This is a genomic window from Streptomyces sp. NPDC025651, assembly GCF_055558735.1.
This window is the reverse complement of sequence record NZ_JBVHLZ010000001.1, coordinates 226,123-241,829: the sequence shown is the minus strand read 5'-3', so window position 1 is coordinate 241,829 and position 15,707 is coordinate 226,123. Positions and strand designations below refer to the sequence as shown.

Here is a 15,707-nt window from a genome sequence, read left to right as displayed (position 1 = left end):
GGCCCCCCTCACTTACCCCCGCGCCGCGTCGGGGGCGGGGGTACCGGCGCGCTCCCCCAACCAACACCCCCTGGCGCGTCGGCCGTATGCCCCGGCCCCCGCGACTGCGGCTTTTCTGTGCTTGCTCGCACAGTTCCCCGCGCCCCTTACGGGGGCGAAACCTTACGAGGCGTTCTTGGCGAGGCCCAACGCATACTCGGGCCACCACTCCCCGGCCTTGGGGCCACCCCGGCACGTCCCGTCGGACTCACCCGGCCGCTTGATCCAGAGGTACGCGTCGACGAGCGGATCGTCGGTCTTGGTCGTAGGAGTCTCACCCAGCGCCCGGCCAGGGGGGTTGCACCAAGGGTCCTTGCCCTTGGTGTAGGGCCCGTTGCCGTTGCGCGCCGTGTCGATGACGAACGGCTTGCCGCCGATCTTCGCCGACAGCTGCTTGCCGTACTCCGTACTGGCCTCGGTGGTCTGGAAGTTGGAGACGTTCACCGAGAAGCCGTCGGCCTGCTCGACGCCGGACCACTTCAGGGGCTCCCAGACCGAGTCCGCGCCCTTGCCCCAGCCCGCGTTGCCCGCGTCGAGGTACACCTTGGTGTTCTTCAGGGACTTGAGCTTGCCTATGGCGCCCTTGAGCAGGTCGTACCGCTCCTCGTGGAACTGCTCGGGCGTGCAGTTGTCGACCATGTGCAGGACCGCGTCCGGCTCCAGGATGACCGTCGCGTGACGGTCGCCGATGCCCTTGGCGACCTGGTCGATGAACGCGCGGTACGCGTTGCCGTCGGCCGCGCCGCCGCCCGAGTACTGGCCGCAGTCGCGGTGCGGGATGTTGTAGACGACCAGGAGGGCGTCCCGGTCGGCCTTCTCGGCGGCCTCGGTGAAGCCGCGCGCCTGGTCCTCCGCGTTCTCCGGGACGATCCACTCGGCGACCGGCTGCTCGGCGATCTTCCGGATGAGCGCGGCGTCTTCCTTGTTGCCGTCCTTGTCGTACGAGGCGACCTGCTTGGCCGCGTTCCCGTCCGGATTGACCCAGTACGGGTCCTTGCCCTTGGGCTGTTGCCTGACCGGCGGACTCGACGTGTCGCCGTCCGAGTCACCGCCGGAGGAGCACGCGGAGAGGAGCAGCGCGGCCCCCGCGAGCGCCACTCCCGTCCTCACCCCCCTGGCCGCGAAACCGTGCCCGCGGCCGGTGCCGTTGCGGTACATCCACTCCCCCTTGGGTGCACTGTCCGTTTCTCAATCCTGACATACGCACTCCCTGCCCACGAGGCCCGTCCGTCCAGCGCACGGAGCTGTAGGAGACCTGTTACAGCCCGCTCCGGCGGGGTAGGCGCAGTGCGCGGGGAGTGGAGGTGGATGGGGCATGCGTGACCGCGACAGCGAACTGCGGCTTGCGGACGTCCTGGTGGAGACCGCGGACACCCTGAACGACGACTTCGACCCCGAGCGCTATCTGCGGTGGATAGCGGACCGCTCCGTGGAACTGCTCGGCGCCCAGGGCGCCGGGGTGATGTACACGGACCGGGACGACGAGGTGTGCCTCGTCCCGTGCAGCGGCCAACAGGACCTCGTTCGGGACCTGTTGGAGGTGCAGCACCGCGGCGGCCCGTGCGTGGAGAGCTTCGGCACCGGCGAGCCCGTGCCGCAGGTGCGGATCGATCCCGACGGCGCGGGGGCGCGCTGGCCGGCGTTCGCCGAGCGGGCCGACCGTTACGGCGTCGCGGAGACCTACGCGGTACCGATGCGCCGGAACGGCACCATGATGGGCGTACTCAACGTCTTCATGTCGCCGAAGCGTCGATCCATGGCGCCTGAACGGGAGTTGAGGATCGCCCAGGCCCTCGCAAACGCCGCGGCCATGGGACTGCACAATCACCGCACTCACTCCGCGTATCGCGCACTGTCCGAACAGCTGCAGACCGCGCTGGACAGCCGCATTCGAATCGAACAGGCCAAAGGCATACTCGCCGAGCGCTGGAACACCGGCATGGACGAGGCATTTGGCGCGCTGCGGCGATATGCGCGCAGAGAACAGCAGGTCGTGGACCTGGTGGCCGTTCAGGTGATCAAGGGCTCGCTCGACGCCGAAGCGCTCCGTCGCGACAGGTCCGAACCTTCCTGAAGGGCCCACCCCACCTGCGATGATCACGGAGGGAAAAGGAACCGCGACTTGGCGTCATTCTGCCGCCATCTGCCCCTAGGCTCGCGCGCTCATTCGTTCTAGAGTCTGTTGCACGGCCCAAGCCCCCGGCCTTGTCGGCCATTCCGCAATTGGGGAATGGCCTGCGAACCTCCCGCGCCGGCGCCGGGTTTCTCCCGCAGCTCGTGCGCGCGCGGTCGAGGACCAGCCCGGTCGGCGGCTCCGGGGGGAGCGGGCCGCCGATCGGGCCAGGTGGACAGGGCCCGGCCCCCGCCCGCCGCGCCTACCTGCCGACTCCCGTGAGGTACGCCGAGACGATGACGTTCGCCGTGTAGGTGCGGGTGGCCTGGTCGAAGGTGCCGCCGCAGGTGATCAGGCGCAGTTCGGCGCGGCCCTCGGTACGCGGGCCGTACGCCTTCTGCGCGTCGAAGCGGTCGCGGGTGATGACCTGCACGTCGTCCACCGTGAACTCCGCGACCGTGCCGTCGTCGCGGGCCACCCTGACCTTCTCCCCGGGGCGGGCCGCGCTGAGGTCGTAGAAGACGGCGGGCTTGGTCTCCGTGTCGACGTGGCCGACGAAGAGGGCCGCGCCGGGCGCTCCGGGGCGGGTGCCGCCGCCGTACCAGCCGACGGTGCCCGGCTGTTCGAAGGGCGGCGGGTCGATCGCACCCTCGGCGTCCAGGCCGCGGGCCGCCACCGGGGCCCGCACCTTCAGGGACGGCACGTCGACGCGCAGCGGCCTCGCGGGCGGCAACGGCTCGTGCGCGGGCGGCAGTTCGACGCCGAGGGGGCGCCCGACCGCGGCCACGTCGCCCGTCGCGGGGCCGGACATCCCGCCGCGCAGATCCGTGATGTCGCTGCCCCACAGCCACAGGCCGACGAGGAGGACCGCCCAGGCGACGCCGGTGAGGAGTCGCCCCGAGCCGGACGAGCGCTCACTGCCGGACACGACCGGGTCCCGCCCGTCACCCGGAGCGGCGCCGGCGGACGCTGCGGAACGCCACGGCGACCGCGGCGACCCCGGCGAGGACCAGGCCGATCACGGCGTGCCGGGTGCCGGGGCCCGCCTCGTTCGCCGCCTCGGACGAGGCCGTGGTCAGCCGCGCGGCGCCGCCGCCACCGGCCCGCACCGGGGAGACCGGGGCCGGGTTGTGCCGGACCACCTGGACGGTGCCCACGCCCTGGTGGGGGTGGCCGTCGCAGGTGACGGTGACGTCGTACGTGCCGGAGACGCCCTGTCTGATCCTGCCGCTGCCGTTGAGCGAGTACTTGTCGCCGTCACGCCCGGTGAGACTGACGTCCCCCTCGAAGGCCCCCGAGCCCGCGGACCCGGTCGTGCCGTCGCAGCCCGAGACGCTCACCTCCACGGTGGCGCCGGGCGCGGCACTGGACGGAATGACGGTGGCCCGCACGGAGCCGTCTTCATGGGCCTGTGCCACACCACCGGGCAGGGCGACCGCCACCGCGGCAGCCACTCCTGCCCCACGGACAGCAAGGGAACGTATACGCATCGTGAACCTCCTGCTACCGAGATTCACGCGCGGTGACGGCACCCGCATCCTGATGCGGGGCAAACGGGTAAACGGTGCCTAGATCCGGTCCACCAGATCAGCGATCGAGTCCACCACGTTCGACGGCCGGAACGGATGGCGATCGATGTCGGCCCGGGACGTCAGCCCCGTGAGCACCAGGAACGTCTCCATCCCCGCCTCCAGTCCGGCAAGGACGTCCGTGTCCATGCGGTCACCGATCATCGCGCTCGTCTCCGAATGCGCGCCGATCGCGTTCAGCCCCGTCCGCATCATCAACGGATTCGGCTTCCCCGCGAAGTACGGGTGCTTGCCCGTCGCCTTGGTGATCAGCGCCGCGACGGCCCCCGTGGCCGGCAGCGGACCCTCGGTGGAGGGGCCGGTCTCGTCGGGGTTGGTGCAGATGAAGCGGGCCCCGCCGTTGATGAGCCGCACGGCCTTGGTCATGGCCTCGAAGGAGTACGTACGGGTCTCGCCGAGCACCACGTAGTCCGGGTCGTGGTCGGTCAGGACGTACCCGATGTCGTGCAGGGCGGTGGTGAGCCCCGCCTCACCGATGACGTACGCCGTGCCGCCGGGCCGCTGGTCGTCCAGGAACTTCGCGGTGGCGAGCGCGGAGGTCCAGATGTTCTCGACCGGCACTTCGAGGCCCATGCGGGTCAGCCGGGCCTGGAGGTCGCGCGCGGTGTAGATGGAGTTGTTCGTCAGGACCAGGAAGGGCTTGCCGGACTCGCGCAGCTTCTTGATGAAGGCGTCGGCGCCGGGGATCGGCACTCCCTCGTGAATGAGCACGCCGTCCATGTCGGTGAGCCACGATTCGATGGGCTTGCGCTCTGCCATGGGGTGCACTCCTGCGGTGTACGGGTTGCCTGGGGCGCCGGGACAGCGCTGTGCCGACGCCCCCAGCCTAATCAGGAAGCCGTGATCTTGACCCCGTCGATCACCCAGTACCAGTTGTCGCCCCCGGTGTACCGGAAGCGGACCTGAGCCTTCCGGGCGCCCGCGGGAACCTGGAGGACGATGTTCTCGACCACGGAGGGGGTGTCCGTCGTGTACGTCTTCACCACGACGGGGGACCCGCCGTCGTACGAGACGAGGACCTCGCCCTTCTGCGGGGCCTCCTGGCGGTAGTACGTCGTGTACGTGAGCGTGGCCCTCGCGCCGCCCGTCACGTCGTACGAGGGACTGACCAGTGTCGAGTCGAAGGTGCCGGAGAAGGACTTGTCGGACCACTCGTCGCCGTCGGCGACCGCGAAGACGCCGCGCGCGCGGATGTTGTTCTCGCGCTGCTGGTCGCGCCCGGCCTTCGTCCAGAACTCGTCCGTGGTGAAGGACCAGCCGCGCCACTCGGTGACGCCCCCGGTGCCCATCCTCGCGTTGTCGACCGTCCAGCCGCTCGGCGGCGTGTGCGTGAAGCCGATGACGCCGGAACCGATGCCGCCCTCGTCGACCGGGCCCGTCAGCTTGTCGCGCAGCGCGTCGAAGTCGTCGGGCCGCGGCCGCTGGATCGGGCGGCCGTCCAGGCCCCAGGCCGGGTCGACGGCGATGCCGAGGTGGGCCAGGGCGCTCGCGGCGATGTCGGGCATGCGCACGTCGTGACGGACGGAGCCCGCGGTGACCGTGCCGCCCGTGGCGATCAGGAAGGTCTGGCGCTCGGCCCAGCTGGACCCGCCGTGGCCGCCCGCGTCGGTGTGTCCGTGATCGGCGGTGATCATGATCAGCCAGTCCTCGTCGCCGTACGTGGCACGGGACTTGACGGCGGCGACGATCTGGCCGACCTGTGTGTCGACGCCGTGCAGCGCGTCCAGGTAGGCCTGGCTGGCGGCGCCGCTCTCGTGACCCGCGTGGTCGACGTTGTCGAGCTGGACGAAGACCGCGTCGGGGTTGCCGCTCTTCACCTCGGCGACGGCACGGCTGGTGGTGCCCGCGTCGTACTCGGCGGACGGGGTGGAGACCCTGGCGTCGACCTTCGCGGAGAAGATGACGTCGGTGATGGGGGCCCAGGAGGCCACGGCGTAGGTCCGCAGGGACGGCTTCGCGGCCTCGATCCGGGTCATGAAGTCCGGGTACTTCGCGAGCTGGTGGCCGGTGAACTCGTTGTTCACGACCCTGTGCTTGTCGGGCCAGACGCCGGTGATGAGCGTGGACCAGCCGGGGCCCGAGGAGGTGGGCGCGAGCGGGTTGGCGTAGAGGGCGCTGGGCGCCGTGAGGCCCGCACTCATCAGGCCCTTGAGGGTGGGCGTTTCGGCGTCCTTGACTCTGTTGAGCAGGGCACCGTCGAGGCCGATGACCAGGACCTTGGGGGTCCTGGCCGCGGCCGTCGCGACGGTGGCGAGGGGGCCGGCGGCGGCGAGCGCGGCGGCCGAGACCAGGAGCGAGCGGCGGGAGATTCCTTGCGACACGTGTACCTCCGGCAGAAGGGAGCGTGGGGGGGGCACGCCAACGCCCCTGGAGAACCAGGGGCGTTGGGTCCATACCCGTTATCCTTTCGCTACCGCACCCCTGGGGCCAGGGGTGCGGCGGTGAACTCTCAGCTACCGGTCGCCGACTTCCAGTCCTCCACGTACGCGGGGAGATTCCTGGAGATGTCGTCCCAGTCCGGCTCGAAGACCTCCACGCCGTCGACGAGCTTGTCGAGGGCGACCGCGTTGGCGTCGGTGGCCTTGACGTCCTTGCGCGCCGCGAAACCGCCGCCGATCTCGCTGACCTGCTGCTGGGCCTTCTGACTCAGCAGGTGGTCGAGGAGTTTCCTCGCGTTCGCGTCGTGGGGTGCCTTGTCGACCAGACCGGCGGCGTACGGCAGCGCGAAGGTGGTCGGCCTGCCCGGGTCCTTCTCGGTCGCGGGGAACCAGATCCCGAGGTTCGGCATGTCCTTGGACTGCGCGTAGTTCATCTGGACGTCGCCGTTGGCCGCCAGGAGCTCGCCCTTGTCGACCTTCGGCGCGAGCTTGCCGGTGGAGGCGGACGGGCCGACGTTGTTGGTCTGCAGCTTCTTCAGGTACTCCATCGCCGGCTCCTTGCCGCCGAAGTCGTGCATCGCCTTGATGAGCACGGCGGTTCCGTCGCCCGCGACACCGGGCGTGGAGTACTGCACCTTGTTCTTGTACGTGCCTTCGGTCAGGTCCTCCCAGGTCCTGGGCGCCTTCCCGCCGGCCAGCTCCTTCTTGTTGTAGATGAAGCCGAAGTAATTGTTCACGACGGAGGTCCACTTGCCGTCGGCCGCCTTGTCGGCGCCGTCGACCTCCTCGGAGCCCTTGGGCCTGTAGGCCCGCAACAGCCCCTTCTCGTCGGCCTGTTGGATGAACGGGGGCAGCGTGATGATGACATCGGCCTGCGTGTTGGACTTCTCGCGGACGGCGCGCTGCACCATCTCGCCGGAGCCGCCCTCGACGTAGTTCACCTTGATGCCGGTCTTCTTCTCGAAGTCCTTGAAGACCTGGTCGTACCAGCCGTCGCCGTTCTCGCCCTTGAGGCCGTCGGCGCTGTAGACCGTGACGACCTTGTCGTCGGACGCGGCGGAGCCGCCGCCGCACGCGGTGAGCGATCCGGCGAGGACGAGGCTGCCGCCGACGGCGGCGAGCGCGCGGGCGCGGTGGACGCGGGTAAGGCGTGACATGACGTTTCGTACTCCTTGAACAACCGTGGGACAGAGGTGAGTTCAGCGATAGGAGGCGCGGGTGCGGATGCGCGAGACGGCGAAGAGCACCAGCAGCGTGGCCGTCATCAGGACCACGGCGACGGCGGCACCGGTGAAGAGGGAGCCGCGGTCGGTGGCCGCGTAGATCCGCACGGGCAGCGGCATCCAGTCCGGCGGGTAGAGCATCATCGTGGCGCTCAACTCGCCCATGGAGAGCGCGAAGCAGAGCCCGGCGGCCGCGTTCAGGGACGGCAGCAGGAGCGGCAGCTTCACCCTCCACAGGACGTACGAGGGCCGGGCGCCGAGCGATGCCGCGGCCTGTTCGTACGCCGGGTCGAGACGCACGAGGGCAGCGGAAACCGACTGGTAGGCGAAGGCCGTGACAAGAATGGCGTGCGCGAGGACCACGATCCAGCGCGTGCCGTTGAGGATCATCGGCGGCTTGGAGAACGCGACGAGGACCGCGAGCCCGACGACGACGGACGGCACGGCGACGGGCAGCACGAACAGCGCGTCGAGCACTCGCTTCCCTCCCCGCCTGAGCGAGGCCGCGGCGAGCGCGGCCCACGACCCCACGGTCAGCGCCAGCAGACTCGCGCCGACGGCGGTGACCAGGCTGGTGGTGAGGGCCTGGAGCGACTCCCCGCGGGTGGCCGACGCGTAGTGCTCCGCGGTGAAACCGGAGGGGAAGGCCCCCGACCAGTGCTCGGAGAACGACGCCGCGAGGATCACGAGGAGCGGCAGCGCGAACAGCGGCAGAAAGAGGACGAGGAAAAGCCCCCAGACGGCCCACTTCCCCTTGCGGCTATGCACCAACACGACGGCTCACCACCCGGTAGAGGCCGTAAAGGCCCACGGAAATCGCGATGTTGACGACCGCGACGGCGCACGCCGCCGGATAGTCGGACTCGAGAATGGCCTTGCCGTAGACGAGCATCGGCAGGGTCGTGACCCCTTTCGCCCCCGTGAAGAGCACGATCCCGAATTCGTTCAGGCACATGACGAGGACGAGGCTGCCGCCGGCGGCGAGCGCGGGCAGCGCCTCGGGCAGGATGACCCGCCGCACGATCCGCAGGGGCCTGGCCCCGAGGCTGGACGCGACCTCGATCTGCGCGGTGTCGATCTGCGAGAACGCGGCGAGCAGGGGCCGCATCACGAACGGCGTGAAGTACGTGATCTCGGCGAGCAGCACGCCCCACGGGGTGGTCAGGAACTGGAACGGCCCCTCGGCGGCCCCTGTCGCGTCCGTCCACACGCCGTTGGCCATGCCCTTCGTGCCGTAGACGAACAGCAGGGCGAGGGTGATCAGGAAGGACGGGAAGGACAGGAAGACGTCGATGAACTTCGAGACGGCCTTCCCGCCGGGAAACGGCACGAAGGCGATGACGAGCGCGAGCGCGAACCCGAGCACGAGGCATCCCGCGGTCGCCCCGACCGCGAGCCACACGGTGGTCCCCAGGGCTTCCCGGAACGCCTCGGAGGCGAAGACGTCGGAGTACGGCTGAAGGGAAGTCCCTCCCGTGTCCGGCTGAACGGACTGCTGGACGACGAGGAGGAGGGGATAGAGGAAGAAGAGGGAGAGCAGGGCAACGGGCGGCAGGGCCCAGACGAACGACGGCACGTGCCGTTTCCGCCGTGGGCCGGCGTTCCGCTCGGCGAGTGGGGTCTCCCCTGCTCGAGCGGAGTCGAGAGCTTGGGGAAGGGTGGGCACGGCCCCGGCTGCCGGGGCACTTTTCACCAGGCGCTCAGCGGGACTACCCATCGGTCACCCCTCCGGCAAGGAGCACCGCGTCCTCCGGGGCGAAGTGCAACGTGACCGACTCCCCGATCCCCGGCGGAGCCTTCAGCTCCCGTACGTCCGCCTTGACCCGCTCCCCCGCCACATCCACGTACAACCGGTGCGTGGCCCCCCGCCACTGGACCTCCGCCACCTCCCCCACAAGGGAGTTGGGCCCCTCCCCGAGCCCCACCAGATGCGGCCGCACGCACAACGTGGCCGTCGCCCCCGCGGCGACCTCCCCCGTCTCGGCCCTCAGCTCGACCCCGCCGAAGGAGACCGCCCCCGACCCCACCGTCACGGGCAGCAGGTTCGCGTGGCCCACGAAGGACGCCGTGAACTCCGTCCGAGGCGCCCGGTACAGCTCCTGCGGCGTCCCGCAGTCCTGAAGCCGCGCCCGGTCCATGACGGCGATGCGATCAGCCAGAGTCAACGCCTCCACCTGGTCATGGGTGACGTACAGAATCGAGACGTCCGGCAACTCCCGGTGCAGCCGGGCGAGTTCGGCCAGCATCCCCGACCGCAACTGCGCGTCCAACGCGGAAAGCGGCTCGTCCAGCAGCAGCACCCCCGGCCGAATGGCGAGCGCCCGCGCGATGGCCACCCGCTGCTGCTGCCCGCCGGACAGCTCGCGCGGATACCGCTTCGCGTACGCCGCCATCCCGGTCATCTCCAGCGCCTCGGCGACCCGCCCCGGGATCAGGGCCTTGTCGACCTTCTGCGCCTTCATCCCGAAGGCCACGTTGTCCTCGACCCGCATGTGCGGAAACAGCGCGTACTGCTGGACGACCATGCCGATGCCCCGCTGGTGCGGCGGCAGCCCGGTGACGTCGCGGTCTCCGATGAACACCCGCCCCGACACGGGCCGCACGAAGCCCGCCACGGCCCGCAGCGCGGTGGTCTTGCCGGATCCGGAGGGCCCGAGCAGGGCCATGACCTCGCCGGGCTCGACGGTCAGGTCGAGGGAGTCGAGGACCGTGGTCCCGCCGTACGCGACGGAGACGTGGTCGAAGCGGATGCCGCTGCCCATCAGCCGACTCCCCTGAGCATCGAGGGCAGTTCGGCGACGGACCCGAGCACGTGCGTGGCCCCGGCCTCGCGCAGTACACCCTCGCCGTGAGCGCCGGTCAGCACCCCGGCGACGACCGAGGCGCCCGAGCGCACGCCGCTCTTCATGTCGTACGCGGTGTCGCCCACGACGGCGACGTCCTGGACGCCCGCCACCGCGCCGGTGCGCAGGAACGCGCCGAGCACCATGTCCGGGTAGGGCCGTCCGCGGCCGCCCGCGTCGGCGGGGCACAGCGTCAGCTCGACGAGGTCCCGCCACCCGAGCGCGTCGAGGATGGCGTCCTGTGTGACCCGGGCGAACCCGGTGGTCAGGACGACGGTCCTGCCGTCGGCCCGCAGCTCCTCGATGGCCTCGCGCGCGCCGTCGACCGGCGCGACGTGCCCGCCGTCGACCAGCGTCCCGTACGCCTTCTCGAAGGCGGTGTTGGCCTGCCGCGCGAGCGCTTCCTCGCCGAACAGGTGCCGGAACACGGAGATCTTGGACTCGCCCATGGTGGCGCGGACGTACTCCAGCTTCGCGGCGTGGTCCGCGGAGTCCGGCTCGACGCCGAGCTCCCGCGCGGCGGCCGCGAAGGCCTGTTCCACCAGGCCTCCGTCGGCGACGGTGGTCCCCGCCATGTCGAGCACGACGAGCCCGATGCGACCCGTGGTCGACGCCGTCTCCTCGGTCAATTCCCTCACCATCCCAGTTCGTTCGCGGTCTTCTCGGCGATCGCGGGCGAGCAGGTCATGCCGCGCCCGCCGGGGCCGGTGACCAGCCACACGCCCTCGCGCACCTGCTGGCGGTGCACGACGCGGCTCGTGTCGACGCACTGCGCGTACACCCCGGCCCAGCGGCGCCGGATCTTCGGCAGCGGCCGTCCGAGGAAGCCCTCGACGACCTCGGTGAGGTGCTCGTAGGGGTCCTCGACGGTGTCGAAGGCGAAGGGGTGCTCGTACTCGTGGGTGTCGCCGATGGTCAGGCCGCCGTCCTTGCGCTGCACCATCAGGAGCTGCATCTTGTGCGCGGCGGCGGTCGGCGTCTGCGCCTGCCCGGAGTTGAGCTCGTCGAGCGCGGCCGACCTGTACGCCGGGTAGTAGCGGAAGCTGTCCGCGTCGGCGACGGAGGTGGTGAGCGGCTCGCCGAGCGCCTCGGTCTGCATCATCTGCAGCCGCACGCGGCGCACGGGCAGGTCGGGGCCCGCGAGCTCCCTGACGAGCCCGCCGAGCCAGGCGCCGGTGGCGAGCACGACGACGTCGCCGGTGTGCACGTCGCCGTGGTCGTCGCGCACCGCGCTCTCGCCGACGACCTCGCGCACCTCACGGCCCGGCAGGAAGGTGTAGCGCGGGGACGCCAGGAGGGCCTCGCGCAGCCGGAGTTGGGCGGTGCGGGGTTCGACCGCCGCGTCCCGCTCGCACCACAGTCCCGCGAGGAAGTCGCCGCGCAGCGCCGGGTTGAGGGCGCGCGCCTCGTCGGCGCTCAGCAGCTTGTAGCCGCGGGCGGCCGCGTCGGGGCGGGCGAGCGCGGCCTCGGCGACGGCCCGTTCGCGTGCGTTGCGCACGAGGGTCAGGGAGCCGTTGGCCCGGAAGCCCAGGCCCGGCACGCGCTCGCCGATGCCCTCCCACAGCTCACGGGCGCGCAGGGCGGTGTCGAGCTCCTCGCCGCCCGCCCGGCCGCTGACCCATATCTGCCCGAAGTTGCGCAGCGACGCCCCGCGGGCCTCGCTCTCGCGCTCGATCTGTACGACCTCGTGGCCGCGTTCCACTGCGTGCCAGGCGTGCATGGTGCCCACCACGCCGGCTCCTACGACGATGACTCTCACGGCGGCAACGCTCCTGGGAGTTGGTGACCCGCGCGGGACCGGTCGGCAACGGGACGGTGAACGGCCACCCAAGCTTGGCCTAGACCCGTTACCTTCCCGTTATCAGCATGGGTCAACTGCCGTACGGGGAGACGAGGTTCAGCCGTCGGCGTCGCCCAGATGCGTCGTGAAGGAGAACCGGTCGCCCCGGTACAGGGTCCGCACCCGTTCGAGAGGGCTCCCCGAGGTGTCCCTGGACAGCCGGTGGATCAGCAGCATCGGCAGCGCGGGAGGCGTCCCGATGAGCAGGGCCTCGCGCGGGGTCGCGAGCACCGTCTCGATCCGCTCGTCGGCGTCGCCGAAGGAGATGCCGAGTTCGTCGCGCAGATAGGCGTAGAAGGACGAGTCCGGCTCGAAGTCGCCGTCGAGCCGCGGCACCCTCGCCACGGAGACGTAGGTGCTCTCCAGGCCGACCCGCTCGTCGTCGGCGAGCAGCACCCGCTCCATGTGCCAGACGGGCTCGCCCACCTCGGCGCCGATCTGCGCGGCGAGCGCGGCCGGGCACGGGAAGCGGTCGAGGGAGATGAGGTTGCGGCCGGGCGTGCGCCCCTGGCGCCGTACGCCCTCGGTGTAGCTCGCCAGCGACAGCGGCTGCTCCAGCTTGGGCCCGGCGACGACGGTGCCGCGCCCCTGCCTGCGCAGCCGCCCCTCCAGGAGCAGTTCGCGCAGCGCCTGGCGCACGGTCTCGCGCGCCACCTCGTACCGCTCGGCGAGATCCCGCTCGGTGGGCAGCGGCTGTCCGTCCCCCAACTCCTCGATCAGGACGGCGATCCGGGCCTTCACGGCGTAGTACTTGGGGATGCGGCCGTGCTCGGGAATGCCGGAGCGGATGGGCGCGCCCGGCGCCTGGTCGAGGAGGTGGGCGGCGGGGTGCGCGGTGTTCGGGTTGTCCACCCCGGGATGTTCGCAGACGTACGTGAACACGAAGGTGAACGCGGGGTGTCCTCGGCCACGGCCCCGGAGCCGGCCCGGGCATGACCGCGCCCGCGGCCGCCGGTACTGATCGGCTGGGGCGGCGCGGGCGCGGTCTTTCCGGAAGGTGGCGGGAACGGCTGGTTTCAGCGCCCTCTGGCCCGAAGGCGCCGAGATCCCACCACAAGGGCGCCGCCGGCGAGGAGGAAGGCGCCGGCGGTGGCCCCCAGCCCGAGCAGAGTGCCCGGGCCCGTCTGTGCGAGCTGCTTGGCGGACGGCGTTCCGGAGCCGTCGGCCACGATGTCGAACGGGTAGTCGTTGGAGTCGCCGACCCAGTCGCCGTCGTCGTCCCTGCGCTGCACGAGCGCGGCGGACGCGACGACGTGGTTGGCCTGCGTGTCGGAGGTGAAGGCGAGCCGGACCTTGACGGTGACGGTCTTGCCGGGGCCGACCGAGAAGCCGGGGAAGCCGTCGTCGAAGACCCCGATGTTCTCGTCCTGGTCGGTCTTCTCGAAGGGCACGGGCCGCCAGCGCGTCCCGTCGTGGAACTCCAGCTGGATCTGGCGCGCCTGCAGCGTCTGCTTCTGGTCGACGAGGACGAGGATCGGGTGGACGTTGCCGCAGGACTGGTCGGTGGTGTTGGTGAGGTCGATCGTCCAGTGCTGGTAGCCGCCGCCGGGGTGGTAGGTGGCGGGCCCCTGGTGGATGCGGGTGTCGATGGGGAAGTCGGCGCTGTCCGCCAACCCGCAGGTGGGCTGGTTCGCGGCGCCGGTGTCGACCAGGGTCTCGCGGGGGCGGGCTTCCTTGGCGGCGGGGCGGGAGACGGCGGCCGCGTCGGGCTGCTGCTGGGAGTCCGTGCCGGTCGGCTGCTGCTGGGCGTCTGTGCCGGTCGGCTGCTGCTGGGCGTCCGTACCCGTGGGCTGCTGCTGGGTGTCCGTGCCGGTGGGCTGCTGCTGGGTGTCCGTTCCAGTGGGGCGCTGCTGGGAGTCCGTTCCAGTGGGGCGCTGCTGGGTGTCCGTGCCGGTGGGCTGCTGCTGGGAGTCCGTACCCGTGGGCTGCTGCTGGGAGTCCGTGCCGGTCGGCCGCTGCTGAGTGCCCGTATCGGTCGGCTGCTGCTGCGACGGGGGGAAGTTCGTTGCCGCGTCGGTGTCCGCCGCGCAGGACGAGTCCTCGATCACCGCGTCCAACAGCCCCGTCACCGCGCAGACTTGGCTGTTCAGGATGCTGTTGCCCTCATCCGCCACGGCGGGTGCCCCGGCCACGGCGGGCGCGAGGGTGGCGGCTGCGGCGGTGACGCCGAAGGCGAGAGAACTGCGGAGTCGCATGGAAGACCTTTGCTGAGCTGAACGCCGAACTGAACGCTGATCTGTACGCGGGGCAGGTGCGGGACAGGTGCTGAGCGGGGCAGGTGCTGAGCGGGAGCGGAGCGGTGAGCGAGCGAGGCACCGACCGGCCCACAAGCGCCGTCCCCCGCGAAGGAGTCGGGCCGCGATCCACCGGTCGTGGCCCGAGACCCTGCCACGCGCGCGCGACCTCGCCGGCACGCCACCGCCCGATAGGACCAATCGGCCGCCCAAGTCCCCTCGATCAGCCGAGTTTGCGTCAATTCCGATTGGCGGGAAAGGCCACATTCGCGCGGCCGAAAAGAGGCGCGAGGACGAGCTGGGCCGCCCCCTCCGCGACTCCGCGCTCCCCTCCGGGCGCGAGGGCCACGGGCACGTCGACTCCCCCGCCCCCGCGCCGGACGCGCTCGGCGACGACGGCGCCCACTCCTCGTACGAAAAGGTCCTCAGCAGCGAAGACGGCCCGCCCGCCGAGCAGGACGCGGTCGATGTCGAGCAGGCCCGTGAGGTTCCCCGCCGCCGTGCCGAGCACGCGCGCGGCCTCCGCCAGATCGCCACGGGCGACGGCCGCGAGGCAGAGCGCCTCGACGCAGCCGCGGTCACCGCACTCGCAGGGCGGGCCGTCCAACTGCAGTACCTGGTGGCCGAATTCACCCGCCCCGGTCCTGGCCCCGCGATAGAGCGTGCCGCCCAGCACGAGCCCGGCGCCGAGGCCGGTGCCCAGGTGCAGATACGCGAAGGAGTCGGCGGCGCCCGCGAGGGCGAGGCCGAGGGCGGCGGCGTTGGTGTCCTTGTCCACGACGACGGGCAGCCCGAGCCGCTCCCCGAGCGCGTCCCGCAGCGGGAAGCCGTCCCACTCCGGGAACCCGGTGACGCGGCGCAGCACGCCCTCGGCGTGGTCGAGCGGCCCCGGCAGCGCGACCCCGACCCCGGAGACGGGGCCGTGCCCGGCGAGCAGCCCCCTGACCTCTCCCGCGGCCGCGTCGGCCACCGCGTCCCCGCCCGCGCCGAAGGCCAGCGGGGCGCGGCGCTCGGCGACCACCGTCCCGGTCAGGTCGACGAGGACCGCCGTCAGCTCGTCGCGGTCCAGGTGGAGGCCGACGGCGTGGCCCGCGTCGGGGACCAGGCGCAGCACGGTGCGGGGCTTGCCGCCGGTCGAGGCGCGGCGGCCCGCCTCCGCGGCCAGGCCCTCGCCGCGCAGCCGCGCGGTGATCTTGCTGACCGCCTGCGGGGTGAGACCGGTGCGCTCGGCGAGTTCGAGGCGGCTGATGCCGTCCTCGCCCGCGGCGCGCAGCAGATCGAGCACGAGCGCGGCGTTGTGGCCCCGCAGGGCCGGCAGGTTCACCCCGGCGTTCACCCGGGCCACACTCGCCCTCGCCCCCGTCGCATGCACGCCGGTCCCGTTCTCCCTGTTCACGTACGCCTCCACACCCCCATTGTCCCTTCCGCTTGCACTTTGGCAACACCGT

General features: G+C 71.4%; 15 protein-coding genes. 1 reads left to right on the top strand and 14 read right to left on the bottom strand.

Features of this window, described 5'->3' with window-relative positions; all coding sequences use genetic code 11:
* Positions 1-162 precede the first annotated feature (162 nt).
* Positions 163-1,197: a glycoside hydrolase family 6 protein gene (locus tag ACZ4D5_RS01055; RefSeq protein WP_467770207.1), complete on the bottom strand. Its 1,035-nt coding sequence runs from the start codon at positions 1,195-1,197 to the stop codon at positions 163-165.
* Positions 1,198-1,354: 157 nt separating this feature from the next.
* Between ACZ4D5_RS01055 and ACZ4D5_RS01050 the strand changes: the two genes are divergently transcribed.
* On the top strand, positions 1,355-2,113 hold the full coding sequence (locus ACZ4D5_RS01050) for an ANTAR domain-containing protein (RefSeq protein ID WP_467770206.1): 759 nt from the start codon (positions 1,355-1,357) through the stop codon (positions 2,111-2,113).
* A 301-nt stretch (positions 2,114-2,414) separates the two neighbouring features.
* On the opposite strand, the gene ACZ4D5_RS01045 is transcribed toward ACZ4D5_RS01050, so the two are convergent.
* The 13 genes from ACZ4D5_RS01045 to ACZ4D5_RS00985 all read right to left on the bottom strand — a co-directional run bounded on the left by ACZ4D5_RS01045 (position 2,415) and on the right by ACZ4D5_RS00985 (position 15,655).
* Positions 2,415-3,080 (bottom strand): class F sortase, encoded by a 666-nt coding sequence (locus ACZ4D5_RS01045; RefSeq protein WP_467770205.1) that lies wholly within the window; start codon positions 3,078-3,080, stop codon positions 2,415-2,417.
* A gap of 16 nt (positions 3,081-3,096) precedes the next feature.
* Positions 3,097-3,642 (bottom strand): hypothetical protein, encoded by a 546-nt coding sequence (locus ACZ4D5_RS01040; protein ID WP_467770204.1) that lies wholly within the window; start codon positions 3,640-3,642, stop codon positions 3,097-3,099.
* 78 nt (positions 3,643-3,720) lie between these two features.
* On the bottom strand, positions 3,721-4,500 hold the full coding sequence (locus ACZ4D5_RS01035) for an HAD-IIA family hydrolase (protein ID WP_467770203.1): 780 nt from the start codon (positions 4,498-4,500) through the stop codon (positions 3,721-3,723).
* A 71-nt stretch (positions 4,501-4,571) separates the two neighbouring features.
* Complete coding sequence (locus ACZ4D5_RS01030) at positions 4,572-6,062, bottom strand: alkaline phosphatase family protein (protein WP_467770202.1); 1,491 nt, start codon at positions 6,060-6,062, stop codon at positions 4,572-4,574.
* Between the two features lie 128 nt (positions 6,063-6,190).
* The gene (locus ACZ4D5_RS01025) at positions 6,191-7,276 is read right to left on the bottom strand and encodes a 2-aminoethylphosphonate ABC transporter substrate-binding protein (protein WP_467770201.1); all 1,086 of its coding nucleotides are present in this window, start codon (positions 7,274-7,276) and stop codon (positions 6,191-6,193) included.
* 42 nt (positions 7,277-7,318) lie between these two features.
* On the bottom strand, positions 7,319-8,116 hold the full coding sequence (locus ACZ4D5_RS01020; RefSeq protein WP_467770200.1) for an ABC transporter permease: 798 nt from the start codon (positions 8,114-8,116) through the stop codon (positions 7,319-7,321).
* Positions 8,103-9,059 carry a 2-aminoethylphosphonate ABC transporter permease subunit gene (locus ACZ4D5_RS01015; protein ID WP_467770199.1) on the bottom strand — a complete coding sequence of 319 codons (957 nt, stop codon included), beginning with the start codon at positions 9,057-9,059 and terminating at the stop codon, positions 8,103-8,105. Before ACZ4D5_RS01015 ends, ACZ4D5_RS01020 begins: the two co-directional genes overlap by 14 nt.
* On the bottom strand, positions 9,052-10,104 hold the full coding sequence (locus ACZ4D5_RS01010; RefSeq protein WP_467770198.1) for an ABC transporter ATP-binding protein: 1,053 nt from the start codon (positions 10,102-10,104) through the stop codon (positions 9,052-9,054). The genes ACZ4D5_RS01015 and ACZ4D5_RS01010 overlap by 8 nt, the downstream gene beginning before the upstream one ends.
* Positions 10,104-10,814: an HAD family hydrolase gene (locus ACZ4D5_RS01005; protein WP_467770197.1), complete on the bottom strand. Its 711-nt coding sequence runs from the start codon at positions 10,812-10,814 to the stop codon at positions 10,104-10,106. Before ACZ4D5_RS01005 ends, ACZ4D5_RS01010 begins: the two co-directional genes overlap by 1 nt.
* Positions 10,815-10,819: 5 nt before the next feature.
* Positions 10,820-11,944: a TIGR03364 family FAD-dependent oxidoreductase gene (locus ACZ4D5_RS01000; RefSeq protein ID WP_467770196.1), complete on the bottom strand. Its 1,125-nt coding sequence runs from the start codon at positions 11,942-11,944 to the stop codon at positions 10,820-10,822.
* 138 nt (positions 11,945-12,082) lie between these two features.
* Positions 12,083-12,877, bottom strand: a complete 795-nt coding sequence (locus ACZ4D5_RS00995) for a GntR family transcriptional regulator (protein WP_467770195.1) — start codon at positions 12,875-12,877, stop codon at positions 12,083-12,085.
* A 164-nt stretch (positions 12,878-13,041) separates the two neighbouring features.
* Positions 13,042-14,220 carry a hypothetical protein gene (locus tag ACZ4D5_RS00990; RefSeq protein ID WP_467770194.1) on the bottom strand — a complete coding sequence of 393 codons (1,179 nt, stop codon included), beginning with the start codon at positions 14,218-14,220 and terminating at the stop codon, positions 13,042-13,044.
* Between the two features lie 277 nt (positions 14,221-14,497).
* Positions 14,498-15,655, bottom strand: coding sequence for an ROK family transcriptional regulator (locus ACZ4D5_RS00985; RefSeq protein ID WP_467770193.1), 1,158 nt, complete (start codon positions 15,653-15,655; stop codon positions 14,498-14,500).
* Positions 15,656-15,707: the final 52 nt, after the last annotated feature.

What these genes read in the sequence shown, in the direction of transcription:
- ACZ4D5_RS01055 (WP_467770207.1), bottom strand. Translation starts at nt 1,197, where the DNA reads ATGTACCGCAACGGCACCGGCCGCGGGCACGGTTTCGCGGCCAGGGGG.
- ACZ4D5_RS01050 (WP_467770206.1), top strand. Translation starts at nt 1,355, where the DNA reads ATGCGTGACCGCGACAGCGAACTGCGGCTTGCGGACGTCCTGGTGGAG.
- ACZ4D5_RS01040 (WP_467770204.1), bottom strand. Translation starts at nt 3,642, where the DNA reads ATGCGTATACGTTCCCTTGCTGTCCGTGGGGCAGGAGTGGCTGCCGCG.
- ACZ4D5_RS01035 (WP_467770203.1), bottom strand. Translation starts at nt 4,500, where the DNA reads ATGGCAGAGCGCAAGCCCATCGAATCGTGGCTCACCGACATGGACGGC.
- ACZ4D5_RS01025 (WP_467770201.1), bottom strand. Translation starts at nt 7,276, where the DNA reads ATGTCACGCCTTACCCGCGTCCACCGCGCCCGCGCGCTCGCCGCCGTC.
- ACZ4D5_RS01015 (WP_467770199.1), bottom strand. Translation starts at nt 9,059, where the DNA reads ATGGGTAGTCCCGCTGAGCGCCTGGTGAAAAGTGCCCCGGCAGCCGGG.
- ACZ4D5_RS01010 (WP_467770198.1), bottom strand. Translation starts at nt 10,104, where the DNA reads ATGGGCAGCGGCATCCGCTTCGACCACGTCTCCGTCGCGTACGGCGGG.
- ACZ4D5_RS00990 (WP_467770194.1), bottom strand. Translation starts at nt 14,220, where the DNA reads ATGCGACTCCGCAGTTCTCTCGCCTTCGGCGTCACCGCCGCAGCCGCC.